This window comes from Rhizobium sp. SG570, assembly GCF_012275345.1.
In the GTDB taxonomy this organism is placed as follows: Bacteria; Pseudomonadota; Alphaproteobacteria; order Rhizobiales; family Rhizobiaceae; genus Rhizobium; species Rhizobium lusitanum.
Genome location: NZ_JAAZQI010000001.1, coordinates 500,576 through 524,954, shown reverse-complemented (window position 1 = coordinate 524,954; position 24,379 = coordinate 500,576). Strand labels below are relative to the sequence as shown.

Here is a 24,379-nt window from a genome sequence, read left to right as displayed (position 1 = left end):
CGATCAGACCTTCTTGCGACGGGCGACAGTCTTATTCACGCCCGGTGCAAAGGCAATGACATTCGCGCCGTCCCGGGTTGCTTCGACCAATGGGCGATCCGGCGTCTCGCCCGGAAACCGTGCCTTCCAGGCAGGAAAGGTCGTTACGTTCGGCGCGCGCCGCTGTTCCTCGGCGCGACGCATCAGCAGTTCGTACAGTTCGGGCACCAGCCCGTCGCTGTTCTGCGCGGCCAGCTTGTGCAGGCCGATCAGCATAAAACCCTCGGGGTCACCATCGATCATTGGGAAACGTCTCGTTCTTTCATGGTCTGTAGCGCCCGCTCGAGGCTGGACTTGCTGCCGTTGCGCAAGGGAATGAACGCCTTGCCGAATTTCTTGCAGCCAGTCTTCACCCGCAGGCAGGCATCGTGGCTGATACAATCGATCGGGCAGAAGACGCAATCGACGGAAGGCAACACCGTATCGATGCGCGAGACTGCCTCACGCAAGCCGCCATCATGATGGATCAGCTCAGCTCCGAAGTTGCTGGCGATCTGGCGCAGATGCGCCACCTGGCAATCGCGCCCGCCGACATAGAGGAAACTGCGCCCGTCGAGACTGGATTTCCCCGGAACCTCCGCCGGCGCCTGTGCCTGGCGGCTCTCGCGGCCAAAATCCTTCTTCCCCTTACGCGCCATGCATCACCCGTTTGCTGGTTGCTCTCGAGCACTCGATTCCATCGAGCGCGAGGCGACCATATTAAACATGAGTTTTAGAGTAAAGTATAAAGTTGAGGTTTTTCATCATATTTCAATGCAGCCGATAGGCCGTTCCGCTTTCAGCCGGTCTCTAGGGGCTAGCGCCCTGTAACCTGAACTTCCTGGGTGAAGGACCAACTCGGCTTGCCCCATTCTGGCGGCAATGGCGGGAACGGCGCGGCTCGCCGAATACCGTCGGTAACAGCCTCATCCAACTCAGGAATGCCCGAACTCCGCGCGATCGACAGTGAGGTCAAGTCACCACTCGAACCAATCGTAAGGCGAACGCGCACTGTAATGCCGCCTTCGTATTTCGACGAAAGGCGCACAGCACGACGGATACGCGATTGAACTTTGCCCGGATAGTTGGCAACCGCAGCGCTGCCCGAGCCCGTTCGGCGAGCATTCGATTGTGAATTCGTATCGGATTGCGCCGTCTCGGTACCGTCGACAGACCCTTTCTTCGAATCCTGCTGGCTCTCACCCCTCGATCCCGACTTCGCCTTCACAATCTTTGCGACCGGCTTCTTGATTTCCTTCGGCTTCTCGACAGGCTTCGGCTTTTCAACAGGCGTTACGACTTCCGGTGCCGGCTGGACCGGTTGAGCCTCAACCGCCTCGCTATTGACGGGCTGAACCGGGTCGACCGGCTGCACCACGGTCATCTCGGCCGGCGCCTGTGTCGCCAATATCTGCGGCTGCTCGGAGGTTACTGTCTCGGGCTGGGTCTGCTCGTCCGGCTGGACGGCTTCAGCCGTTTCGACCGGCTGCGTTTCCGCGGTTTGCGGCTGAACGACATCGGGCTGAGGCACAGGGGTCTCTTCAGGCGTAACTTCGGTGGGTTGAACCGCCTGTGGCTGAACAGCCTCTGCCGTCACCTGCTCCGGCTCGGGCTGCTGATTGTCTTCGCCCGCCGCCATCTGATCGGCATCGGAATTGCCGATCATGATAACGCTGACGGTATCGCCCGCTTCCTCCTGCGCATCTTCCGGCGCCGCAATGAAGGTTAGCAGCAATATTACGACAACAACGGCATGAAACAGGCAGGACCCCATGCCGGAGAAAAGAAGGGACGTTGTGCGTGCCGCTATGGTCTTGCTCGGCCTCTCGGGCAGCGCATCCATCGGCAGCGGTTCCGCCGTCTCAGCGGAAGCGGGTTCTGCAGGATGGTTCGGAAAAGAGCCGATCTGCGTAAAGCGGCTATAATGCATCACCGCTTCGCCGGCCGGCGGTCGCGATACGCCCTCGAAGCCGGTCAGTTCGTGCCCTGGAAGCACACTCGGATAATTGTCATTCATGCCACCGCCGGCGCGGCGGCGCTCCATGGAAACCTTGGCCGAGCGCGTCGCCATGGCCTCAGCCTTCGAAAGGAACTGATGTCTGCGAGCGGGTCGTCAACGCGGCCTTGCACTCGCCCGCCGCAGGGCCATCGCACACGGGCGTATCGTTGATGATAATGCGGGAGACGGTCTCGCACTTCACGCCGGGCATATCGAATTGCCGCACCCGCTTCTTGCCGAGCGGCAGGTCGCGGAAGTCAAGCACGGTGACGCGATCGACCGCGTTCTTGTCGTTGAAGAAGGCAAGCTCGAAGGAGATCTTGTTGATCGGCGCCGCCATGTCGTTTTCGGCGACGAAGGTCATCATGCATCCCTTCTGGGACGGCGCCAGCGCATTGAGTTCGACGTTGAGCTTGCGCGCAGCCGTTGCCGGAGCCGGAGCCGCGCCTGCGTCCTGGGCAAAGGCCGGAACGCAAGATGCCGCGGCCAAAAGCCCCGAAGTAACGAGTGCCAAAATCGTTTTCGTCAGCATCGGCCATGTCTCCCGAATATGTCCTGACAAGCACCTGCCCGGGCCTTCCGCCTAAGCGTGCATCGCCGAAATTTTTAAACTTGACTTTATCAGTCTTCTATTGCGTCTTTATGGAACCATGAGTATGTGAGTCAAGTTAAATTTGGCCGCAACGCTGTTCGGCCTCCGATGAATTTTCAGGCAAAACTAAACAGGATGATCGCTGAGAAGACCCCAACGCAGCCGGCGCATTACGCGGCCGCCCAAGATATACGAATTGTCGAGAGCACGGATATTTTCCGGGGCCAGACCGAAATCATGATCAAGCACGAAGGCGTCATCTACCGCATGAAGATCACGCGCCAAGGCAAGCTCATACTCAACAAATAGGCATGACAAATGACTGAGACGACCAGACCGACCCCCGCCGCCATTCGCGCCTTCCGCGCAGAAAACCCGAAGATGCGAGAGCGCGACATCGCCGCCCGCCTCGATATTTCCGAAGCCGCCCTGGTCGCGGCCGAAGTCGGCATCTCGGCCATCCGCATCGATGCCGACGCCAACCGCTTTCTCGAGCGGGTCGCCTCGCTCGGCGAAGTCATGGCCCTGTCGCGCAATGAGAGCGCCGTGCACGAAAAGATCGGTGTCTACGAAAACATCAAGTCCGGCGTGCAGGCCGCGATCGTTCTCGGCGAGAATATCGATCTGCGTATCTTCCCGAAGCGTTGGGCGCATGCCTTCGCCGTCACCAAGATCGATGGCGACCAGAAGAAGCTGAGCCTGCAGTTCTTCGACAAGGCAGGCGACGCGGTTCACAAGGTGCATCTGCGCCCTGATTCGAACGTCGACGCCTATCACACCATCGTTGCCGAACTGCGGGTCGAAGATCAGTCGCAGGAGTTTGCCGAGGATCGCTCCGGCTATGACAATGGCGAAACCGATGGCGACGTAAGCCGCGACGAACTGCGCGATCACTGGAGCCGCATGACGGACACGCACGAATTCTTCGGCATGCTGAAGAAGCTGAAGATCGGCCGTCAGGACGCCATCCGCACCGTCGGCGACGACTATGCCTGGAAGCTGGAAACCGGCGCGGTCGGTGAAATGATGCAGGCTTCGGTGCGCGAAGGCCTGCCGATCATGTGCTTCGTCGCCAACGAAGGCACCGTCCAGATCCACTCTGGTCCGATCTTCAACGTGCAGACCATGGGCCCTTGGATCAACGTCATGGACCCGACCTTCCACCTGCATCTGCGACAGGATCATATTGCCGAGGCCTGGGCCGTGCGCAAGCCGACCAAGGACGGCCACGTCACTTCGCTGGAAGCCTACAACGCCAAGGGTGAGATGATCATCCAGTTCTTCGGCAAGCGGAAGGAAGGCTTCGACGAACGCCGCGATTGGCGCGCGATCATCGAAAATCTGACGAGAGCCGGCGCCAGCGTCGCTGCATGAGAGATGGCTTATGACGATATTTAGGAATTTCAAGCGCATCAGACCGTGGGAAGTCACCCTGACCTTGGTGGTGATGGCCTTGCCTCTCGTGCCGGCAAGCCCGATCGCCGGATTTAGCAGCCTCGTGCGGCACGCCCATGCCACAGAGACGACCAAGAAGCTGGATACCACGCGCCTCGTCTCCATCGGCGGCGACGTCACCGAGATCATCTATGCGCTCGGCGAGGAGAAGCGGCTGATCGCCCGCGATTCCACCAGCCTCTATCCGAAGGAAGCGACCACGCTGCCCGATGTCGGCTACATGCGAGCCCTGTCCCCCGAAGGGATCCTTGCCGTCAACCCGACCGCGATCATTGCCGTCGAAGGCTCCGGCCCACCGGAAGCGCTGGCCGTGCTGCGCAATGCCAGCCTGCCCTTCGAGACCGTGCCGCAGACCTATGATCGCGACGGCATCCTGAAGAAGATCGACGTCGTCGGCTCCCTGCTCGGCGTGCCGGAAAAGACGAAGGCCCTGGCAGACAAGGTCGCCGTCGATCTGGATGCCGCCATTGCCGATTCCGCCAAGCGCCCCGAGGCCGAGCGCAAGCGGGTGCTCTTCGTGCTCAGCAATCAGAACGGCAAGATCCTCGCTTCGGGCACCGATACCGCCGCCGACGGCATCATCAAGCTTGCCGGCGCCGTCAACGCGATCACCGGCTTCACCGGCTACAAATCACTGACGGACGAAGCCATCATCGATGCCAAGCCTGATGTCATCCTCATCATGGATCGCGAGGGCCCGTTGTCGATGACGAATGACGATCTCCTCAAGCAGCCGGCGATTTCCTTGACGCCCGCCGCCAGCCACAAGGCGATCGTGCGCATGGACGGCCTGCATCTGCTCGGGTTCGGACCGCGCACCGCCAGCGCCGTTCGCGAGCTCAACGCAGCCGTCTACGGAGGCTGAGGTGGCATTCAACGATACCGTGACGGGGCTGAAGCAAATGTCGCAACGTACGACATACCGTCGCGATGGGGATCGCACCGCGCTTGCTGTTCTCGTCCTCGTCGGCCTCGTTCTCGTTTCGGCTATTGCTTTTGCCTTCTCGATCACGACAGGCGCATCGAATGCTTCGATCATCGATGTGATCGTCAGCATGGCGACCGGCAGTGCCGACAGCGCGCTGAGCAATCGCGACCGCATCGTCATCTTCGACATACGCCTGCCCCGCGCCATCCTCGGCTTCCTGATCGGCGGCGGGCTGGCGGTCTCGGGTGCGGTCATGCAAGGGCTGTTCCGCAACCCGCTGGCCGACCCCGGCCTGATCGGCGTTTCCGCCGGCTCCAGCCTCGGCGCGGTGGCCATGATCGTGCTCGGTGGCGGTGGCCTTGCCCCGGTCGCCCACCTCTTCGGCATTTTTTCCCTGCCGATCGCCGCCTTCATCGGTGGCCTGGTGACGACGGTGCTGCTCTACAGGGTGGCGACCCGGCATGGCCAGACATCCATAGCCACCCTGCTGTTGGCCGGCATCGCCCTCGGCTCGCTTGCCCTGGCGGCTACGGGAATCCTGATCTACATCGCCGACGACCGGCAATTGCGCGATCTTACCTTCTGGAGCATGGGATCGCTTGCCGGCTCGACCTGGAGCAAGGTGATCGGTGCAGGACCGATCATTATTTTTTCCCTCTTGCCTCTCCCCTTCATGGCACGTGGCCTCAACGCGCTCACGCTCGGCGAAGCAGCGGCGTTCCACATGGGTGTCGCCGTACAGCGGTTGAAAAATGTCGCGATCGTCAGCGTGGCTGCGGCCGTCGGCGCCTCCGTCGCCGTCAGCGGCGGCATCGGCTTCGTCGGCATTGTCGTGCCGCACATACTGCGCATGATAATCGGGCCGGATCATCGCTTCCTGTTGCCGGCCTCCGCCCTGCTCGGCGGCTCGTTGCTGATCGTTGCCGATGTGGTTGCCCGCACCATCGTTTCCCCGGCCGAACTGCCGATCGGCATTCTGACAGCCGGCGTCGGCGGACCATTCTTCCTGTGGATGCTGTTGCGGCAGCGCTCGCGCCTCAGCCTGTGAGCCAGCGATGATCGATGTTTCCAATCTCGTCGTCCGGCTCGGCGGCAAGGCCGTCGTGAAGGAAGTCTCTTTTGCGGCTGAGCCGGGAACGCTGACGGCGATCTGCGGACCGAACGGCTCTGGCAAGACGACGACGATGAAGGCAATTTCAGGCGAGCTGGCCTATCAGGGTTCGGTGCATATGAACGGCTCGGAAATCGGTAGCCTGCAGGCGTGGCAGCTCGCCGAAATGCGAGGCGTGCTGCCGCAGGCAAGCTCCATCTCCTTTCCTTTCACGGTTCGCGAAATCGTCCGCATGGGCCTGACTACCGGCCGCAACAGTCGTCCGGAACAGGCTGACCGCATAGCCGCGGACGCACTGGCCCGCGTCGATCTCATCGGGTCCGAGGGACGCTTCTACCAGGAGCTTTCCGGCGGCGAACAGCAGCGCGTGCAGCTCGCCCGCGTGCTTTGCCAGATTTCCGAGCCCGTCATCGACGGCAAGCCCTGCTGGCTGCTCCTGGACGAGCCGGTTTCCAGCCTGGACATCAGCCACCAGCTGACCATTATGACGCTCGCCCGCCAATTTTGCCGACGCGGCGGCGGCGTTATCGCTGTCATGCACGATCTTAATCTGACCGCCCTCTTCGCCGACCAGATGGTTCTGCTCAAGGAAGGCCAGCTGCGGGCCGCCGGCCCGGTCAGGGAGGTCTTGCAAGACCGGCATCTGCAGGATATCTTCGGCTGCAATCTAAGGGTCAATCGCATTCCCGCCGACGGTGTACCCTTCGTCCTCGCCCACAGCGCCCTCCCCGGCTGAGCTTCCCTTAAGTCACGCGCTTTGGAACTTTTCATTGCATCCACGCGTTGAGGTATAGTGATGGGAATAAATGTTCCGCACGCTCACCCACCTAGTGCGCCGCGCAATATCCGATCATAATGATAGGTGGCGCTCCATCGGCGCCAAGCAACGCAATAAACGACGAAAGGGAGCTCAAACATGGCTTCATCCATTCTCCATTCGACGCGCAAGCGTAACGGCAGCAGCCTGCACGATGTCGAGGCAAGCATCGAAGACCAGATCGAATCCCTGCGCGAGGAAGTTGCAGCCTTTGCCAAACTGATTGGCAATAACGGTGCAAAGCAGGGCAAGAAATTGCGCGCGAGGGCCGAGTCGGGATTCGACGACCTGACGGTTCGCGGCGAGGAATTGCTACGCGACCTGCAAAAGGGTTATACACGGGGCTCTCGCGAAGTCCGCAGGACCGTTCGCCAGCATCCGGTCGCCACGGTCGGCGCGGCTGCGGCATTCGGACTTGCAATCGCTCTGCTTCTGTCACGCCGCTAGGAAGTTGGCATGCTCGCTCCGATTCTCGGCCTGCTCTTGTCCGGCTCTATTAATCGCACCGTTGCGCGAACCAAGCGCAACGGTATTTTCATCGCCATAGCGGTCCTTCTTCTGCTGACGGGCTACGCCTTTGCGCTGATCGCCGCAGCGATATCGCTGGCGACCATCTATGGCGCCGCAGTCGCGGCACTTCTGATCGCGGCAGGCGCACTCTTGCTAGGCTTGATTGTTCTCGTCGTCATGGCGATCGTCAACAAACAGGAGCAACGCCGAGCCCGCGAACGGCGGCTTGCATTGGAGTCTGCAGCAGCAGCGGTACTCGGCCTTGTCAGGAAGCAACCGCTGATGACAGCGGCCATTGCCGCCGCGCTCGTGTTTGGCAATGTATTCGGATCGAGCGACGACGACGATTGACGCCTCACGTGGAAAAAAGCCGACGCAGGCGCCGGCTTTGAGAAAACGCATCAGGTGTAAAACATAATGAAAAATGGGAGGACGCCCGGCCGTATCAAATACTGCCGGGCTTTTTGCTATCAGAAAGCGAAGGCCTTGGAGGTAAGCGGCGCCGACGTCGCATCAGGCCCAAAGTCAGCTTCACCGGAGATGTCGAGCAATTCCTGCAGGCGCTGGCGAGCGCGGTTGACGCGGCTTTTGATCGTACCGATGGCGCAGCCGCAGATCTCCGCAGCCTCTTCATAGGAAAAGCCGGAAGCGCCCACCAGGATGATGGCTTCCCGCTGATCCGGCGGCAATTGATCCAGCGCCTTGCGAAAGTCCTGCAGGTCGAGCGCGCCGTATTGCGAGGGATGTGTCGCCATCGATTCAGTAAAGATGCCGTCGCTGTCTTGTACCTCGCGCCCGCTCTTGCGCATCTGGCTATAAAGTTCGTTGCGCAGGATGGTGAAGAGCCAGGCCTTCATATTCGTGCCCATCTCGAAATGATCCTGCTTGGCCCAAGCCTTCATGATCGTGTCCTGCACAAGATCATCGGCACGGTCATGACGCCCGGTCAGCGAAATGGCGAAAGCACGAAGACTCGGCAGAGCCGCGAGAAGTTCGCGCTTGAAGCTCGATTGCGTTTCCATCACGCCCACCCCTATTCGGACACCTTTACGGAAGCCATGCGCTCTGCCTGATCCAACTTCTCAAGCAGATCAAGAAAGCGATCGGGAATGACTTCGTCCTGCATGGCAGCGTAGAAGGAACGCAGGCGGTTGCCGATCTGATTGTTGGGGTCGAGGATATCCATCACGCGTAGGTCTGATGCCTTGTTGTCCGCTTCCTCATTATTCTGAATTGTCATTTAACCTGCTCGCTTCTCATGTGTCGCGTTCGTGGGTCGGGTATGCTTCCTGCCTCCCGTCCGGAAGACCGGCAAACCTCTCCAGAACTGTTTCCTAACGAATCGTAAAGGATGAAGCCAACCGTTTGTAAGCATTGTAATGCGACTGCCTAAAAAAAGTTCCGACAAAGAGGAACTTTTTTACTCAACTGACGTTTGTTAGTCATTGCGGCCTCCGGGCTGTATTTTAATTAGAATGTGATAAAAGGCGGGAGCCATTGATGACACTTTCCACACGCATTGCGCCGCACCTTCCGTATTTGCGTCGCTACTCACGTGCTTTAACCGGAACGCAGACGTCAGGAGACGCCTATGTTGCTGCGGTTTTGGAAGCTATCATCGCCGATATTTCCATATTCCCGGATACGGACAACGACCGCGTTGCACTCTATAAACTGTTCACAAAGCTGTTCGGTTCCCTGACCCTACAGATTCCTGAACCGAATTCGCCCTACGCATGGGAACAGCGCGCCTCGGTAAACCTGTCCAAGGTCTCTCCGGTTGCGCGTCAGGCGTTTCTGCTTGCCTCCGTTGAAAGTTTCCGTCTCGGCGAGATCGCCGATATTCTCGATGTATCGGAAAGCGACACGATGCATCTGCTTGATGTGGCATCGCAGGAAATTTCGCGGCAGGTAGCGACCGATATCATGATCATCGAGGATGAGCCGCTGATCGCCATGGATATCGAGCAGATGGTGGAAAGCCTTGGGCATCGGGTCACGGGCATCGCTCGCACCCATGCCGAAGCGGTCGCGCTGCATAATGCCACCAAGCCCAGCATGGTGCTTGCCGATATTCAGCTTGCCGACGGCAGCTCGGGTATCGATGCCGTCAACGATATCCTCAAGACTGCAAACATCCCGGTCATCTTCATCACCGCGTTTCCAGAGCGCCTTCTGACCGGCGAGCGACCGGAGCCGACCTTCCTCGTCACCAAGCCATTCAATCCGGACATGGTGAAGGCTCTTATCAGCCAGGCTCTTTTCTTTAACGAAACCACAAAGGTGGCCGCCTGATTCAATTGAAACCTCCGTCGCGGAACAAAGGTGATAGCCGGACGTTTTGGTCCGCGGCGATCGGTTTACCGACTGTTATCCCGCACGATTTTATAGATCGGTCCGAGTTCTTCCGATTGAGAATGTCCCCGTCGGTGGACATCTCGAAATTCGAGTGAAAGGCACGCCGTGAATACGTCTGAACCATTGTCCGGCGCGCCTTTGAGTTTGGAAGGCAAAGCCGCTCTGATGGAGCGGGCGCTTGCTAGCGCCAATGTATCCGTCCTGTTTCAGGACACGACACTCGCAATACGCTATGCCGACAACCTGCCCGAGCACCTCATGCCATCTTTGCTGATCGGCGGCAACGATTACCATTTGTTCGGCGAGAAGGATGGCGAGCATCTTACGCTGCTGAAGCGGGGCGTGCTTGAAAACGGCAGGGCCGTGACCGCCGAAGTGGAAATTGCAAGCGGCGACGGCGTGCGCATCTATGAGCTGAAAATGGAACGCGTTGGTGGCCGCAAGGCGCAAGGCGTGCTGTCCGTCATCTCCGAAGTCACGGAAAGCCGCCACCGCGAAAAAGTTCTGAAGTCGCTGCTGCGCGAACTGTCGCACCGCTCCAAGAATCTCCTGGCGATCATTCAGGGGATTGCGACGCAGACGGCGCGCCACACGCTTTCCCTCGATAATTTCCTGATCAAATTCCGCGGCCGCCTGCAATCCCTGTCGAATTCGCAGGATCTCATTACCGACTCCAGCTGGCGCGGCGCATACTTGTTCGAGCTTGCCGAGAAGCAGTTCGCTCCCTATTGGCCCGATGCCGGCGTCCCCATGCCGATCTACGGCATCAATGCGCATCTGACACCCAATGCCGCCGTGCATCTCGGGCTTGCCCTGCATGAACTGATCGTCAACTCCGCGTCGCACGGCGCCATTTCAGCGGGGGCAACCAGTATCACGCTGAATTGCAAGGAAGCCGAGCTGGACGGGAAGAAAGCCATAGAAGTGGCTTGGCTGGAGCGTTTCCACGCGCCTGCCGACCATGAATTTGAGGATAACAGTTTCAGCCGCACGGTGCTCGAACGAGTCGTGCCGACTTCCATGAACGGGCGTGCCCAGTTCACCATCAGCGACGGCAATATCGGCTATCACCTCACCATTCCCGAGACAGAGTATGAAATACTGAGACGCCGCTGACGGCGTCAAGAAAACAGCCAGTGCGAGGGCGACGCACTGGCTGCTTTACACTCATCGGGAGGGGACCGTGAGTAGAAGTCCGATGATGGCTTTGGGCGCGCATCAGGAGATGCGATCATCATCCGGACGATAGGTAAACGGGGCAGCAGGGCCTTGGTTCCACGCGATCACGAAAAAATCATTTTTTCTTCACATCCATCGCAACCGCGAAATGACGCCGGCTACGTTCCGGCGGCTGTCCCGCGCCATGGCGAAACCGCGCAGCCTTCGAACGCCCTCATCTGAAGATCACAAGAAAACCTGTCAAAACATATAGTTGAACGACCCGACGCAGTCCTCCCGGACGCTTGCCCGCCACGGCCGAAATGTGTGCCCAGGCAATTTCAAGGGTCAAAATTTTACCGTTTGATAAATTTTTTATCCTGAGTTACCGTTCTTGCCACTAGCCGTTTACTATAAGAGGGAACTTCAATGGGACGACTGGAAACTGGGATTCATAAAGGCAGGCTGACGCCCGCCGAATATGATGCAAACTTTTCCGATCTTCACCCGCGCCTGAACAATCACGAGGCGCTGGTCGCAGCCGACCGCTGTTATTTCTGCTACGACGCGCCGTGCATGACGGCCTGTCCCACCTCCATCGACATTCCGATGTTCATCCGCCAGATTTCGACGGGCAATCCGATCGGCTCGGCCAAGACGATCTTCGATCAGAACATCCTCGGCGGCATGTGCGCCCGCGTCTGTCCCACCGAGCAGCTCTGCGAGCAGGCTTGCGTGCGCAACACCGCCGAAGAGCGTCCGGTCGAGATCGGCCGGCTGCAGCGCTATGCGACAGATGCCGCAATGGCCGAAAACAAGCAGTTCTATGCCCGTGCCGCCACGACCGGCAAGAAGATCGCCGTCATCGGCGCCGGTCCGGCCGGCCTTGCCTGCGCCCATCGCCTCGCCGTGAAGGGCCATGAGGTCACTATCTTCGACGCTCGCGAAAAGGCCGGCGGCCTCAACGAATACGGTATCGCCACCTACAAGGCAGTCGACGATTTCGCCCAGAAGGAAGTCGAATACGTGCTCGCCATCGGCGGCATCGAGGTGAAGAACGGCCAGGCGCTCGGCCGCGACTTCAGCCTGTCCGACCTCTCCCAGCAATATGACGCCGTCTTCCTCGGCCTCGGTCTTGCCGGCGTCAACGCATTGCGCGCCGAAGGCGAGGATCTCGACGGCGTCGCCGATGCCGTTGCCTATATCGCCGATCTGCGCCAGGCAAACGACAAGGCCGATATCGCCATCGGCCGCCGCGTCGTCGTTCTCGGCGGCGGCATGACCGCAATCGATGCGGCCGTGCAGGCAAAACTGCTCGGCGCCGAGGAGGTGACCATCTGTTATCGCCGCGGCAAGGAACACATGAACGCCTCGGAATACGAGCAGGATCTCGCCGCATCCAAGGGCGTCATCATCCGCCACTGGCTCGCCCCGAAGCGCATTCTCGACAAGGACGGCAAGGTCGCCGGCATCGAGGTTGAATATACCGAGCTGCGCGACGGCAAGCTCACCGGCACCGGCGATGTCGGCGTCATCGCCGCGGACCAGATCTTCAAGGCGATCGGCCAGACCTTCGAGACCTCCGGCCTCGGCGCCCTGCGCATGGAAGCCGGCCGCATCGCCATCGACGGCGAAGGCCGGACCTCGGTCGAAGGCGTATGGGCCGGCGGTGACTGCGTGCTCGGCGGCGACGACCTGACGGTCTCAGCCGTCGCCCAGGGCCGCGACGCGGCCGAATCCATCAACCATGCGCTCGCTGCCGCCCAGTCGGCCGCTGCAGTCGCCTGAAAGGAGAATCGAAATGGCTGATCTCCGCAATAATTTCATCGGCATCAAGTCTCCGAACCCGTTCTGGCTGGCCTCAGCGCCGCCGACCGATAAGGCCTACAACGTCGAACGCGCCTTCAAGGCCGGCTGGGGCGGTGTCGTCTGGAAAACGCTCGGCGAGGAAGGCCCGCCGGTCGTCAATGTCAACGGCCCGCGCTACGGCGCGATCTGGGGCGCCGACCGCCGCCTGCTCGGCTTGAACAACATCGAGCTGATCACCGACCGCGACCTCCATACCAACCTGCGCGAAATGAAGCAGGTTAAGAAGAACTGGCCTGATCGTGCCTTGATTGCCTCGATCATGGTTCCCTGCGTCGAGGATGCATGGAAGGCAATCCTGCCGTTGGTGGAGGACACCGAAGCAGACGGCATCGAATTGAACTTCGGCTGTCCGCACGGCATGTCGGAGCGCGGCATGGGTGCTGCGGTCGGACAGGTGCCGGAATATATCGAAATGGTCGTGCGCTGGTGCAAGCAATACACCCGCATGCCCGTCATCACCAAGCTGACGCCGAACATCACCGACATCCGCAAGCCCGCCCGCGCCGCCAAGGCCGGCGGCACTGATGCCGTATCGCTGATCAACACGATCAACTCGATCGTATCAGTCGATCTCGACAATTTCGCACCGAACCCGACCGTCGGCGGCAAGGGCAGCCATGGCGGCTATTGCGGCCCGGCGGTCAAGCCGATCGCGCTCAACATGGTGGCCGAGATCGCCCGCGATGCCGAAACCTACGGCCTGCCGATATCAGGCATCGGCGGCATCACCACATGGCGCGATGCGGCCGAATTCCTGGCGCTTGGCGCCGGCAATGTGCAGGTCTGCACGGCGGCGATGACCTATGGCTTCAAGATCGTCGAAGAGATGATCACGGGCCTTTCCGACTGGATGGACGAGAAGGGACATCGCAGCCTGGACGACATCATCGCCCGCGCCGTGCCGAATGTCTCCGACTGGCAGTATCTCAACCTCAATTACATCGCCAAGGCCAAGATCGACCAGGATGCCTGCATCAAGTGCGGCCGTTGCTACATTGCCTGTGAGGATACCTCGCACCAGGCAATCACCAACATGGTTGATGGCGTCAGACATTTCGAGGTGATGGACGAGGAATGCGTCGGCTGCAACCTCTGCGTCAGCGTCTGTCCGGTCGAGAACTGCATCACCATGGAGGAACTGCCGGCCGGCAGCCTCGACAAGCGCACCGGCAAGATCGTCGATCCGAACTACGCCAACTGGACAACCCATCCGAACAATCCGATGGCGCAGCAAGCGGCGGAGTAAGCCTCTCTCCACCAGTCAACATTGCACCCACGTCCAACGACGTGGGTGTAAAAAGCCAGGCCAGTAAAGAGTGGCGGTAATGCCGAATTATGGTTGGCGAATGCCGAGCCCATCGACGAAGAGCTTTTCCAGATAGCGCGCAGCATCCTCGAACCGCCCCTCGCCCGAATGCTCTTGCCCGAGCACCGCGCGCACCTGCACGTCGAAGTCAGCATAATGCTGCGTCGTCGACCAGATGGAGAAGATCAGGTGATAGGGGTCGCATTTGGCGATCTTGCCGGCCTTGGCCCAGGCACGGATGACCTCCGCCTTCTCGTCGACAAGGCTCTTCAGCGGCCCGCGCAGCTCATCCTCGACATGCGGCGCCCCCTGCAGCATCTCATTGGCGAAGAGCCTGCTTTCGCGCGGGAAATCGCGGGCCATTTCGAGCTTGCGGCGGATGTAGGAGCGGATCTCGCTTTCGGGATTGCCGTTGGCATCGAAGGCACGCAGCGGTTCCAGCCAGGTAAACAGCACCCTGTCTATCAGCGCCCGATGCATGGCCTCTTTCGTTCGGAAATAATAGAGCAAATTGGGCTTCGACATGCCGGCCACTTCGGCGATCTGATCGATGGTCGAGCCGCGAAAGCCGCTTACGGAAAATACATCGAGTGCGGCCTCGAGTATGATTTCCTCTTTTTCTTCCTGAATCCGGGTGCGGCGTTGGGTGCGGGCGGCTCTGGGGATGGCCATATCTGCTCTGTTTCTCCTTGAAATCCAAGCCTTTCGGCCAAGCTCTCATTCACCCTGTCAGTGCTTTGAATTTAGGCAATCGCCTGAAATTTTATCGGAATTTTTCGTGCTTTTCGTCTTGAGCCGCGCCACGGAAGTTGTAATGTTTACCAATCGGTCAAATTATCTGTCAGATGTCTCTTAAAGGCAACTGGCGATTTCCCGAGGCGATAAAAACAAGTAGACGCTTCGGATAGACCATCGGGAACAATCGGGCATGCACCTTGCATGCCCCGGGACGAAACAGGTGAGGATTGCATCATGGTGGCAGCGCCAGGCGAGAACATGCGTATCAATGGCGATCGCCTTTGGGACGCATTGATGGACATGGCGAAGATCGGCCCCGGCATTGCCGGCGGCAATAATCGTCAAACGCTGACCGATGCCGACGCCGAAGGACGCAGCCTTTTCAGGACATGGTGCGAAGACGCCGGCATGAAAGTCGGCGTCGACAAGATGGGTACCATGTTTGCGACCCGCGCCGGCACCGATCCAAACGCACTACCGGTCTATGTCGGCTCGCATCTCGATACCCAGCCGACCGGCGGCAAATATGACGGCGTGCTCGGCGTGCTCGGCGCCCTCGAAGTCGTTCGCACCATGAACGATCTCGGCATCCGGACTAAGCATCCGATCGTGGTCACCAACTGGGCCAATGAAGAGGGCGCACGCTTTGCTCCCGCTATGCTCGCCTCGGGCGTCTTTGCCGGCGTACACTCGCTTGACTATGCCTATGGCCGTAAGGATCCGGAGGGCAAGACCTATGGCGAGGAACTGAAGCGCATCGGCTGGCTCGGCGACGAAGAGGTCGGTGCCCGCAAGATGCACGCCTATTTCGAATATCATATCGAACAGGGCCCGATCCTCGAGGCCGAAGAGAAAACCATCGGCGTCGTCACGCACTGTCAGGGCCTGTGGTGGCTGGAATTCACGCTGACCGGCAAGGAAGCCCATACCGGCTCGACGCCGATGAACATGCGCGTCAATGCCGGTCTCGCCATGTCACGGATCATCGAGATGGTGCAGAGCGTGGCGATGGAGAACCAGCCGGGCGCCGTCGGCGGCGTCGGCCAGGTGTTTTTCTCGCCGAACTCGCGCAACGTGCTTCCCGGCAAGGTGGTCTTCACCGTCGACATCCGCACGCCCGACAAGGCGAAGCTCGATCGCATGCGCGCCAAGATCGAGGCCGAGGCGCCTGCCATCTGCGACGCCCTCGGCGTCGGCTGCTCCGTCGAGGCCATCGGCCATTTCGAGCCTGTGACCTTCGACCCAAAGCTCGTAGCCGCGGTGCGTAGCGCCGCCGACAGGCTCGGCTACAGCCATATGAACATCATCTCCGGCGCCGGCCACGATGCCTGCTGGGCCGCCAAGGTGGCGCCGGCCACCATGGTCATGTGCCCCTGCGTCGGCGGCCTGTCGCACAACGAGGCCGAGGAGATTTCCAAGGAATGGGCGACCGCCGGTGCGGATGTGCTGTTCCATGCGGTCGTCGAGACGGCGGAGATCGTGGCTTGATCACGGCTCGCGCCCAGCCATCCCCCTTGTCCGCCCTTCGGGCACCTTCTCCCCGAGGGGAGAAGGGGATTTCCGCCGCAGCGCCATCTTTCTCAAGAAACCGTTGGTACAATCAGAAATTGTTTATCGCCGAAGACTCGCCACGCCTCTCCTTCTCTCCTCGGGGAGAAGATGGCCCGAAGAGTCGGATGAGGTGGCGCCACGGATGCCAGCCTCTTAAGAACAGGGAACAAACGTCATGAGCACAGTCATCAAGGGTGGAACCATCGTCACGGCCGACCTGACCTATAAGGCCGATATCAAGGTCGAAGGCGGGAAGATCGTCGAGATCGGGCAGAACCTGTCGGGCAACGAGGTGCTGGATGCCTCCGGCTGTTATGTCATGCCGGGCGGCATCGATCCGCATACGCATCTCGAAATGCCGTTCATGGGCACCTATTCCTCCGACGATTTCGAGAGCGGCACCCGCGCGGCGCTCGCCGGCGGCACGACGATGGTGGTCGATTTCGCCCTGCCCTCGCCCGGCCAATCGCTGCTCGAAGCGCTGACCATGTGGGACAACAAGTCGACGCGGGCGAATTGCGACTATTCCTTCCACATGGCGATCACCTGGTGGGGAGAACAGGTCTTCAACGAGATGGAGGCCATCGTTCGCGACAAGGGCATCAACACCTTCAAGCACTTCATGGCCTATAAGGGCGCGCTGATGGTGGATGACGACGAGATGTTCTCGTCCTTCCAGCGCTGTGCCGAGCTCGGCGCATTGCCGCTCGTCCATGCCGAAAACGGCGACGTGGTCGCGCAGATGCAGGCAAAGCTGCTGGCCGAAGGCAATAACGGGCCGGAGGCACATGCCTATTCCCGTCCGGCCGAGGTCGAAGGCGAGGCGACGAACCGCGCCATCATGATCGCCGATATGGCCGGCTCGCCCGTCTACATCGTCCACACCTCCTGCGAACAGGCCCACGAAGCCATCCGCCGTGCCCGCCAGAAGGGCATGCGCGTCTATGGCGAGCCACTGGTCCAGCACCTGACGCTCGATGAAAGCGAATATGCCAACCCCGATTGGGATCACGCCGCCCGCCGCGTCATGTCGCCGCCCTTCCGCAGCAAGCAGCATCAGGACAGCCTCTGGGCTGGCCTCGCCTCGGGCTCGCTGCAGGTGGTCGCAACCGACCACTGCGCCTTTACGACAGAGCAGAAGCGCTTCGGCCTCAACGATTTCACCAAGATTCCGAACGGCACCGGCGGCCTCGAGGATCGCCTGCCGATGCTCTGGACCCATGGCGTCAAGACCGGTCGCTTGACCATGAACGAGTTCGTCGCCGTCACCTCCACCAACATCGCCAAGATCCTCAACATCTATCCGAAGAAGGGCGCGATCCTCGTTGGCGCCGATGCCGATATCGTCGTCTGGGATCCGAATCGCTCGAAGACCATCACCGCCAAGACGCAGCAGTCGGCGATCGACTACAACGTCTTCGAGGGCAAGGAAGTGACCGGCCTGCCGCGTTACACGCTGACCCGTGGCGTCGTCGCCATCGAGGAAGGAACGGTAAAGACGCAACAAGGCCACGGCGAGTTCGTCAAGCGCGAGCCGTTCACCGCCGCCAACCGGGCGCTTTCGACCTGGAAGGAAGTCACCGCGCCGCGCAAGGTTCAGCGCAGCGGCATCCCCGCAAGCGGGGTGTGACGCTTGGCCCCAGCCGTTCGGCCCATCGGTTTATCAACGTGGCACATGCCGCTCCAGATCCGGCAGCAGGACGACGCTTTCCTGCTCGTTCGGATCGGTGCGGGCGATGACGGCTGTCGCCGGCCGGTCGCTGAGATTGGCGGGAAGATGCGGGACGCCGGCCGGAATGTAGAACATTTCGCCCTCGCGAACGATAACGTGTTCTTCCAGCTGATCGCCGAACCAGCAATGCGTCTCGCCGGAAAGTGCATAGATCGCCGTCTCGTGCGACGCATGCAGATGCGCCTTGGCGCGGCCACCCGGCGGAATGGTCAGAAGATGCATGCAGATGCCCGTCGAACCGACTGTCTCGGCGGCGATTCCCTCGAAATAGCTGAAGCCCTGTTTTCCGGCATAGGTGCTGCCGGGCCGCACGACACGACAGGTGGGCTTTGATGACAAACTCATGGCATTGCTCCTCTGGATCCGGCAGCCGCGCGGCGCCCTGGTTTTCCAAAGCTACAGCAATGCCAAACTGGATAACAAGCAATCCGCCCCGACTGCGTGGCGAAAATAGGACTGGTAGGTGTTAATGACGTCGTCCGCTTCCTCCGTCGTCTCCGCGCGGAACCTCTGTCTCACCTACGATACGAATGACGGGCCTGTGCATGCGCTGAGCAATGTCGATCTCGATGTTCGAAAGGGCGATTTCGTCTCCTTCATCGGCCCTTCCGGCTGCGGAAAGACTACATTCCTGCGCGTGATCGCCGATCTGGAGCGGAAAACCTCTGGCGATATCACCGTCAATGGCATGACGCCGGACGAAGCGCGCAAGGCCCGTGCCTACGGTTATGTCTTTCAGGCGCCCGCACTCTACCCCTGGCGCACCATCGAAAAGAACATTGCCCTGCCGCTGGAAATCATGGGCTATGCTAGAAACGAACAGGCCCAGCGCATCGCCCAGACGCTCGACCTCGTCAATCTCAGCGGCTTCGAGAAGAAATTCCCCTGGCAGCTTTCGGGCGGCATGCAGCAGCGCGCCTCCATCGCTCGCGCGCTCGCCTTTGACGCCGATCTTCTGCTGATGGACGAGCCCTTCGGCGCGCTCGACGAGATCGTTCGCGACCACCTCAACGAACAGCTGCTGAAGCTCTGGAAGCGAACGAACAAGACCATCTGCTTCGTCACGCATTCCATCCCCGAGGCAGTCTATCTCTCCACCAAGATCGTGGTCATGTCCCCTCGCCCCGGCCGCGTCACGGATGTCATCGAATCCACGCTTCCGCTCGAACGCCCGCTCGGCATTCGCGAAACGCCTGAATTCCTGGAGATCGCCCATCGTGTCCGCGAAGGTTTGCGGGCCGGACACAGCTACGAGGAATAGGATCATCATGAACCCGCAATTCCTCCTCTGGCTCACCGGCGCGATGGCGATCTTCATCAGCGGAGCGACCGCCTCGCGCGCCTATATCGCTAACAACAACATATTGGTCCTGATCCTGGCGCTCATCCTTTATTGCATCGGCAACCTGATGATGGTGCGGCTCATGCGCGAGGGTGGCCTCGGTCTGGCGATATCAGCCTCCTCCATTGCCCAGCTCATCGTCGTCAACATCATCGCCTTCCTCGTCTTCGGCGAACGGCTGAGCCTGCCGCAGCTGGCTGGCGTCGGGCTCGGTATCGTTGCCATGGCGCTGATGCTGCTGCCGGCACAAGGGAGGGCATGACCGTGGAGAAGCAGCAATTCTTCAGACACAAGTTCGTGCCGGTCGCAAGCATCGTGCTCGCGATCGTCGTCCTCTGGTATGTCTTCGCGGTCGTCCTCAACGCACCGTTCCAGCGCGATCTCGATCGCCGCGGCAATGTCACCTCGACGACGATGGAATTCATAGGCAAGACGCTGGCCCAGCCGAAACCGATCCTGCCGGCACCCCATCAAGTGGCGCAGAATGTATTCGAAAACACCTTTCTGCGGGCGCTGACCAGCAACCGCAGCCTGGTCTACAATGCCTGGGTGACCTTGTCCTCGACGGCAGTCGGCTTCGCCTTCGGCACGGTTCTCGGCATCCTGATCGCGGTCGGCATCGTGCATGTGGTGGCTCTTGACCGCAGCCTGATGCCCTGGATCATCGCATCGCAGACCGTACCGATCCTCGCCATCGCGCCGATGGTCGTTGTCGTGTTGGGTTCGATCGGCGTCACCGGCCTTATTCCCAAAGCGCTGGTCTCGACCTACCTCTCCTTCTTCCCCGTCGCCGTTGGCATGGTCAAGGGACTGCGATCGCCGGAAACCATGCATCTCGACCTGATGCGCACCTACAATGCCAGCGCCATGCAGACCTTCTGGAAACTGCGGGTTCCCGCGTCGGTCCCATTCCTCTTCACCTCGATGAAAGTTGCAATCGCAGCGAGCCTGACCGGAACGATCGTTGGCGAACTGCCAACGGGCGCAGTCGCAGGCATCGGCGCCAAGCTCCTCGCCGGCTCCTATCAAAGCCTGACGATCGATATATGGGCGACGCTCGTCGCCGGCTCGATACTCGCCGCCGTGTTGATTGCCATCGTCGGCATCGCGGCGCGTATCGTCGATCGTGCTATGGGAGGTCGGGCGGCATGAAGAATTCTCATCTGTCGTGGCAGGGCACACTCTCTCTTCTTCTCTGCCTTGTGGCGCTCCCGGCGCTGCCGCTGCTCGCAGCGGATGCAGCAACGCCCATCAGCAGCGGAACCACTTTCGTCATTTTCATTCTCATTGCGTCCGCGGCCGCGATTTCCTTCATGAACCTGTCCGCAACCCTCAGCGCGGCGATCCTCTTCTTCGCCGCGCACGCAGCGGCCTGGCTGCTGCTGGCCGGAATATCGGGTAATGAAGGCAACGCGCTTGCGTCGTTTTTTATCCTGCTTGCCGCTGCCTGGCTGCTTGCCTGGCGTTGCGTCTCGATCTTGTCGACCATCCGCGTGCACTCGACCGCCGACAGCTATACGTTACGATTGCTCATTCCCGCGATCTTCGGCGTCTGGATCATCATCATCTGGGAAGCGGTGACGCGCGGGGCCGGCGTCCCTTTCATCCTCCTGCCGCCGCCGAGCGCCATCGGCGCGCGGATTGCCGGCTCCATCTCGATACTATGGACGGATGTCCAGCAGACGATCTTCCGATCGGTCCTGATCGGCTACACCATCGGCTGCGCCAGCGGCTTCATCGTCGCTATCCTCGCCGACCGCTTCACCTTCCTGCGCCGCGGCCTGCTGCCGATCGGCAATCTCGTCTCGGCATTGCCGATCATCGGCGTTGCGCCGATCATGGTCATGTGGTTCGGCTTCGATTGGCAGTCCAAGGCCGCCGTCGTCGTCGTCATGACCTTCTTCCCGATGCTGGTGAACACGGTGGCCGGCCTGGCGGCAGCCGGCAATATCGAGCGCGACCTGATGCGCACCTATGCATCGAACTACTGGCAGACGCTGCTGAAGCTGCGCCTGCCGGCCGCCGCTCCCTTTATTTTCAATGCGCTGAAGATCAACTCGACCTTGGCTCTCATCGGTGCCATCGTAGCGGAGTTCTTCGGCACTCCCATGTCGGGCATGGGCTTTCGCATCTCGACCGAAAACGGCCGGTTGAATCTCGACATGGTCTGGGCTGAGATCGCGGTCGCCGCGGTCGCAGGCTCCGTCTTCTACGGTATCGTCGCCATTATCGAGAGAATGACGACGTTCTGGCATCCGTCTATCCGCAGTGGGCAGACGTAATCCGGGATCTCCTCAAGGGATCAAGGCATAACTTCAGAGGGAAAAGGGTGAAAACATGAAAAAACTGATGTTCGCATTGATGGCAAGCGCTATGACGCTGGCCGCAACCCAGGCCGCGACGGCCGCCGACAAGCTGACGCTGCAGCTGAAATGGGTGGCCCAGGGCCAGTTCGGCGGCTATTTCGTCGCCAAGGACAAGGGCTTCTACAAGGAAGAAGGCCTCGACGTCGACATCAAGCCGGGCGGCCCGGATATCGCCCCGGAACAGGTGATCGCCGGCGGCGGCGCCGACGTCATCGTCGACTGGATGGGTGGCGCGCTGGTTGCCCGCGAAAAGGGCGTACCGCTGATCAACATCGCCCAGCCCTTCGAGAAGTCCGGCCTGGAATTGATCTGCCCGAAGGATGGCCCGGTCAAGACGGAGAAGGATTTCAAGGGACATACGCTCGGCGTCTGGTTCTACGGCAACGAATATCCCTTCTTCGCCTGGATGCACAAGATCGGCCTGAAGACCGATGGCGGCAAAGACGGCGTCACCGTGCTGAAGCAGAGCTTCGATGTGCAGCCGCTCGTCCAGAAGCAGGCCGACTGCATCTCGGTCATGACCTATAATGAATACTGGCAGGCAATCGATGCCGGTTTCAAGCAGGAAGACCTGACCGTCTTCAACTATACCAAGCTCGGCGTCGACCTTCTGGAAGACGGCCTCTATGTCAAGGAAGACAAGCTGAAGGATGCGAAGTTCAAGGCCGATATGGTCAAGTTCGTCCGCGCCTCGATGAAAGGCTGGAAATATGCCGTCGAACATCCGGATGAAGCCGCCGGGATCGTCATGGACAATGGCGGCCAGGACGAAAACCACCAGAAGCGCATGATGGGCGAAGTCGCCAAGCTCATCGGCAGCGGCAAGCTCGACGCGAAGCTCTATGATCGCACCGTCGAGGCGCTGCTTGACCAGAAGATCATCAACAAGAAGCCGACTGGCGCTTATACGCATGAGATCACGGACGCGGCCCTGAAATAGTCTCAGGCATCGCGAACAACCGAAACGCGCGAGGTTTCATGCCTCGCGCGTTTTTTTCATTTTGTAACAGCAGCAACAAAAAGCTGGCCTTATCGCGGCACTTGCACGAAAAGCTCACAACTATCAACTATTCGAATGCCGACATCACAATGCCGTGATTGCTTCGCAGAGTTGCGATGGGTAAAATTACCCGCGAAATCATTTTCTCGTGATCTTGTGAAATTTGGAAACCGCTCCCATGTACAGGAGCGAATTTAGGATGAGGGACCTGCAGGCATGACAGACGGATATTGATCCGCCGGAGTAGCCGGCCCGCACGCATTGATCCCCGTGTTCGCGACGGAAAACAGCGAAATCCTTTTACCGAGATGCCGAACTGGAACCGGACGCATGGCCCTTACGCCGTTTAGATTTCTAAGCACGACCGCAATCATGCTTTCCTTGTTGGCCGCACCCGCCGCGCTGGCGGAGGAGCCTGCCGTCACGACCCCGAAGCAGAACCTGCCGGCGATCGTCATTACCACCGCCACGATGCGCAAGCTGGTCGACAGGGTCGTCGCGACGGGCACGGTGAAGGCCGTCGAAGAAATCTACATCCAGCCGCAGGTCGATGGCCTCTCCATCCGCTCGCTGAATGCCGATGTCGGCGACAAGGTCGAGGCAAACAGCACGCTCGCCACGCTGAACGAAGACGCGCTGATCCTGCAGAAGAGCCAGATGCAGGCCACGCGCGCCAAGGGCGAGGCAAGCCTTGCCCAGCTGCACGCGCAGCTCGCCGAGGCTCACGCCAACGCGGAAGAAGCTGAATTGCAACGCGTCCGCGCGGTCACAATGGGCGCCAAGGGCACGATGTCGACCTCGTCAGTCGAGCAGGCAAACGCGTCGGCCGCAGCCAACAAGGCTCGCGTGGGGTCCGCCGAACAGGCGATCGCGGTTGCGGAAGCCGATCTCAAGGTCACCGACAGCCAGATCGCCGACACCGACCTGAAACTTGCCCGTACCGGCATCAAGACCCCGGTCGCAGGCACGGTTGCCTCGCGCAACGCCCGCGTCGGCGCCATCGCCAACGGCAGCGGCGATCCGCTCTTCACGATCATCCGCGACAGCCAGCTTGAACTGGTGGTCGACGTTTCCGAAAGCGACATCACCAAGATCGCCACCGGGCAGAAGGCTTTGATTTCGCTTTCCGGCAGCCGCGAAAAGCTTGGAGGCACCGTCCGCCTCGTCGCGCCTGTCGTCGATTCCGTTACTCGCCTCGGCGCGGTGCACATCACCATCGACGAGGGCGACAAGGCGCGTGCCGGCATGTACGGCAGCGCCGAGATCGTCATCCGGCAGGAAGAGGGTGTCTCCCTGCCGCTGACCGCCGTCAATAGCGACGAAAACGGCTCTTCCGCCCGCAAGGTCGAGAACGGCGTCGTCAAGTTCGTCAATGTCGAGACCGGCATCCAGGACGGAGCCTATGTCGAGATCCTCAAAGGCCTGACGGCCGGCGAAGATGTCGTCGCCAAGGCCGGCGCCTATGTCCGCGACGGCGACCACATCACGCCCGTGCGCGAAACGCCGCAAGCCTCCAACTGAGCGAGAAT

At 60.3% G+C, this 24,379-nt stretch carries 27 protein-coding genes; 19 read left to right on the top strand and 8 right to left on the bottom strand.

Annotation, left to right across the window (positions count from 1 at the left end):
* Positions 1 to 3 precede the first annotated feature (3 nt).
* The 4 genes from FHT28_RS02525 to FHT28_RS02510 form a co-directional block, all read right to left on the bottom strand.
* Positions 4 to 282 (bottom strand): hypothetical protein, encoded by a 279-nt coding sequence (locus tag FHT28_RS02525; RefSeq protein WP_092573291.1) that lies wholly within the window; start codon positions 280 to 282, stop codon positions 4 to 6.
* Positions 279 to 677 carry a DUF2325 domain-containing protein gene (locus tag FHT28_RS02520; RefSeq protein WP_037195104.1) on the bottom strand — a complete coding sequence of 133 codons (399 nt, stop codon included), beginning with the start codon at positions 675 to 677 and terminating at the stop codon, positions 279 to 281. The genes FHT28_RS02525 and FHT28_RS02520 overlap by 4 nt, the downstream gene beginning before the upstream one ends.
* Before the next feature lie 158 nt (positions 678 to 835).
* On the bottom strand, positions 836 to 2,089 hold the full coding sequence (locus FHT28_RS02515; protein ID WP_092573292.1) for an energy transducer TonB: 1,254 nt from the start codon (positions 2,087 to 2,089) through the stop codon (positions 836 to 838).
* Between the two features lie 4 nt (positions 2,090 to 2,093).
* Entirely contained in the window at positions 2,094 to 2,549 is a 456-nt protein-coding gene (locus tag FHT28_RS02510) for a hypothetical protein (protein WP_168595486.1), read from the bottom strand.
* A 195-nt stretch (positions 2,550 to 2,744) separates the two neighbouring features.
* On the opposite strand from FHT28_RS02510, the gene hemP reads away from it, so the two are divergent.
* The 7 genes from hemP (at position 2,745) to FHT28_RS02475 (ending at position 7,781) form a co-directional block, all read left to right on the top strand.
* Positions 2,745 to 2,918 (top strand): hemin uptake protein HemP, encoded by a 174-nt coding sequence (gene hemP / locus FHT28_RS02505; RefSeq protein WP_037195115.1) that lies wholly within the window; start codon positions 2,745 to 2,747, stop codon positions 2,916 to 2,918.
* A gap of 9 nt (positions 2,919 to 2,927) precedes the next feature.
* The gene (locus FHT28_RS02500; RefSeq protein WP_047562449.1) at positions 2,928 to 3,983 is read left to right on the top strand and encodes a hemin-degrading factor; all 1,056 of its coding nucleotides are present in this window, start codon (positions 2,928 to 2,930) and stop codon (positions 3,981 to 3,983) included.
* Positions 3,984 to 3,993: 10 nt separating this feature from the next.
* A complete protein-coding gene (locus FHT28_RS02495) occupies positions 3,994 to 4,929 on the top strand; it encodes a hemin ABC transporter substrate-binding protein (protein ID WP_168595485.1) in 936 nt (311 codons plus the stop codon).
* Between the two features lie 37 nt (positions 4,930 to 4,966).
* Positions 4,967 to 6,040 (top strand): iron ABC transporter permease, encoded by a 1,074-nt coding sequence (locus tag FHT28_RS02490; protein ID WP_168595601.1) that lies wholly within the window; start codon positions 4,967 to 4,969, stop codon positions 6,038 to 6,040.
* 7 nt (positions 6,041 to 6,047) lie between these two features.
* Positions 6,048 to 6,839 carry a heme ABC transporter ATP-binding protein gene (locus FHT28_RS02485; RefSeq protein ID WP_168595484.1) on the top strand — a complete coding sequence of 264 codons (792 nt, stop codon included), beginning with the start codon at positions 6,048 to 6,050 and terminating at the stop codon, positions 6,837 to 6,839.
* A 180-nt stretch (positions 6,840 to 7,019) separates the two neighbouring features.
* Positions 7,020 to 7,367: a DUF883 family protein gene (locus FHT28_RS02480; RefSeq protein ID WP_037195129.1), complete on the top strand. Its 348-nt coding sequence runs from the start codon at positions 7,020 to 7,022 to the stop codon at positions 7,365 to 7,367.
* A gap of 9 nt (positions 7,368 to 7,376) precedes the next feature.
* Positions 7,377 to 7,781, top strand: coding sequence for a hypothetical protein (locus tag FHT28_RS02475; protein ID WP_037195130.1), 405 nt, complete (start codon positions 7,377 to 7,379; stop codon positions 7,779 to 7,781).
* Positions 7,782 to 7,900: 119 nt separating this feature from the next.
* Here FHT28_RS02475 and FHT28_RS02470 read toward each other — a convergent pair whose 3' ends face one another.
* Both FHT28_RS02470 and FHT28_RS02465 read right to left on the bottom strand, forming a co-directional pair.
* Complete coding sequence (locus FHT28_RS02470; protein WP_034505427.1) at positions 7,901 to 8,452, bottom strand: RNA polymerase sigma factor; 552 nt, start codon at positions 8,450 to 8,452, stop codon at positions 7,901 to 7,903.
* 11 nt (positions 8,453 to 8,463) lie between these two features.
* Positions 8,464 to 8,670, bottom strand: coding sequence for a NepR family anti-sigma factor (locus tag FHT28_RS02465; RefSeq protein WP_037195131.1), 207 nt, complete (start codon positions 8,668 to 8,670; stop codon positions 8,464 to 8,466).
* Positions 8,671 to 8,930: 260 nt separating this feature from the next.
* Between FHT28_RS02465 and FHT28_RS02460 the strand changes: the two genes are divergently transcribed.
* From FHT28_RS02460 to preA, 4 genes are all read left to right on the top strand, one after another.
* A complete protein-coding gene (locus FHT28_RS02460) occupies positions 8,931 to 9,725 on the top strand; it encodes a response regulator (protein WP_037195132.1) in 795 nt (264 codons plus the stop codon).
* 186 nt (positions 9,726 to 9,911) lie between these two features.
* Entirely contained in the window at positions 9,912 to 10,904 is a 993-nt protein-coding gene (locus FHT28_RS02455; RefSeq protein WP_037195133.1) for a sensor histidine kinase, read from the top strand.
* 471 nt (positions 10,905 to 11,375) lie between these two features.
* A complete protein-coding gene (locus FHT28_RS02450; RefSeq protein ID WP_168595483.1) occupies positions 11,376 to 12,734 on the top strand; it encodes an NAD(P)-dependent oxidoreductase in 1,359 nt (452 codons plus the stop codon).
* Positions 12,735 to 12,747: 13 nt separating this feature from the next.
* A complete protein-coding gene (preA, locus tag FHT28_RS02445; RefSeq protein WP_037195136.1) occupies positions 12,748 to 14,061 on the top strand; it encodes an NAD-dependent dihydropyrimidine dehydrogenase subunit PreA in 1,314 nt (437 codons plus the stop codon).
* A gap of 87 nt (positions 14,062 to 14,148) precedes the next feature.
* On the opposite strand, the gene FHT28_RS02440 is transcribed toward preA, so the two are convergent.
* On the bottom strand, positions 14,149 to 14,793 hold the full coding sequence (locus tag FHT28_RS02440) for a TetR family transcriptional regulator C-terminal domain-containing protein (protein ID WP_037195138.1): 645 nt from the start codon (positions 14,791 to 14,793) through the stop codon (positions 14,149 to 14,151).
* A gap of 300 nt (positions 14,794 to 15,093) precedes the next feature.
* Here FHT28_RS02440 and FHT28_RS02435 point away from each other — a divergent pair, with 300 nt between their 5' ends.
* The gene (locus FHT28_RS02435; RefSeq protein WP_168595482.1) at positions 15,094 to 16,347 is read left to right on the top strand and encodes a Zn-dependent hydrolase; all 1,254 of its coding nucleotides are present in this window, start codon (positions 15,094 to 15,096) and stop codon (positions 16,345 to 16,347) included.
* A 238-nt stretch (positions 16,348 to 16,585) separates the two neighbouring features.
* The gene (gene hydA / locus FHT28_RS02430; protein WP_047562435.1) at positions 16,586 to 18,040 is read left to right on the top strand and encodes a dihydropyrimidinase; all 1,455 of its coding nucleotides are present in this window, start codon (positions 16,586 to 16,588) and stop codon (positions 18,038 to 18,040) included.
* A gap of 33 nt (positions 18,041 to 18,073) precedes the next feature.
* Here hydA and FHT28_RS02425 read toward each other — a convergent pair whose 3' ends face one another.
* Positions 18,074 to 18,487 carry a cupin domain-containing protein gene (locus tag FHT28_RS02425; RefSeq protein WP_037195154.1) on the bottom strand — a complete coding sequence of 138 codons (414 nt, stop codon included), beginning with the start codon at positions 18,485 to 18,487 and terminating at the stop codon, positions 18,074 to 18,076.
* Positions 18,488 to 18,611: 124 nt separating this feature from the next.
* On the opposite strand from FHT28_RS02425, the gene FHT28_RS02420 reads away from it, so the two are divergent.
* The 6 genes from FHT28_RS02420 (at position 18,612) to FHT28_RS02395 (ending at position 24,371) form a co-directional block, all read left to right on the top strand.
* On the top strand, positions 18,612 to 19,403 hold the full coding sequence (locus FHT28_RS02420) for an ABC transporter ATP-binding protein (protein ID WP_037195157.1): 792 nt from the start codon (positions 18,612 to 18,614) through the stop codon (positions 19,401 to 19,403).
* A gap of 7 nt (positions 19,404 to 19,410) precedes the next feature.
* Complete coding sequence (locus tag FHT28_RS02415) at positions 19,411 to 19,746, top strand: membrane protein (protein ID WP_037195159.1); 336 nt, start codon at positions 19,411 to 19,413, stop codon at positions 19,744 to 19,746.
* On the top strand, positions 19,743 to 20,636 hold the full coding sequence (locus FHT28_RS02410; protein WP_037195161.1) for an ABC transporter permease: 894 nt from the start codon (positions 19,743 to 19,745) through the stop codon (positions 20,634 to 20,636). Before FHT28_RS02415 ends, FHT28_RS02410 begins: the two co-directional genes overlap by 4 nt.
* A complete protein-coding gene (locus FHT28_RS02405; RefSeq protein WP_168595481.1) occupies positions 20,633 to 21,766 on the top strand; it encodes an ABC transporter permease in 1,134 nt (377 codons plus the stop codon). Before FHT28_RS02410 ends, FHT28_RS02405 begins: the two co-directional genes overlap by 4 nt.
* Positions 21,767 to 21,821: 55 nt before the next feature.
* Positions 21,822 to 22,790, top strand: coding sequence for an ABC transporter substrate-binding protein (locus FHT28_RS02400; RefSeq protein WP_037195165.1), 969 nt, complete (start codon positions 21,822 to 21,824; stop codon positions 22,788 to 22,790).
* Positions 22,791 to 23,180: 390 nt separating this feature from the next.
* A complete protein-coding gene (locus FHT28_RS02395; protein WP_037195167.1) occupies positions 23,181 to 24,371 on the top strand; it encodes an efflux RND transporter periplasmic adaptor subunit in 1,191 nt (396 codons plus the stop codon).
* Positions 24,372 to 24,379 lie beyond the last annotated feature (8 nt).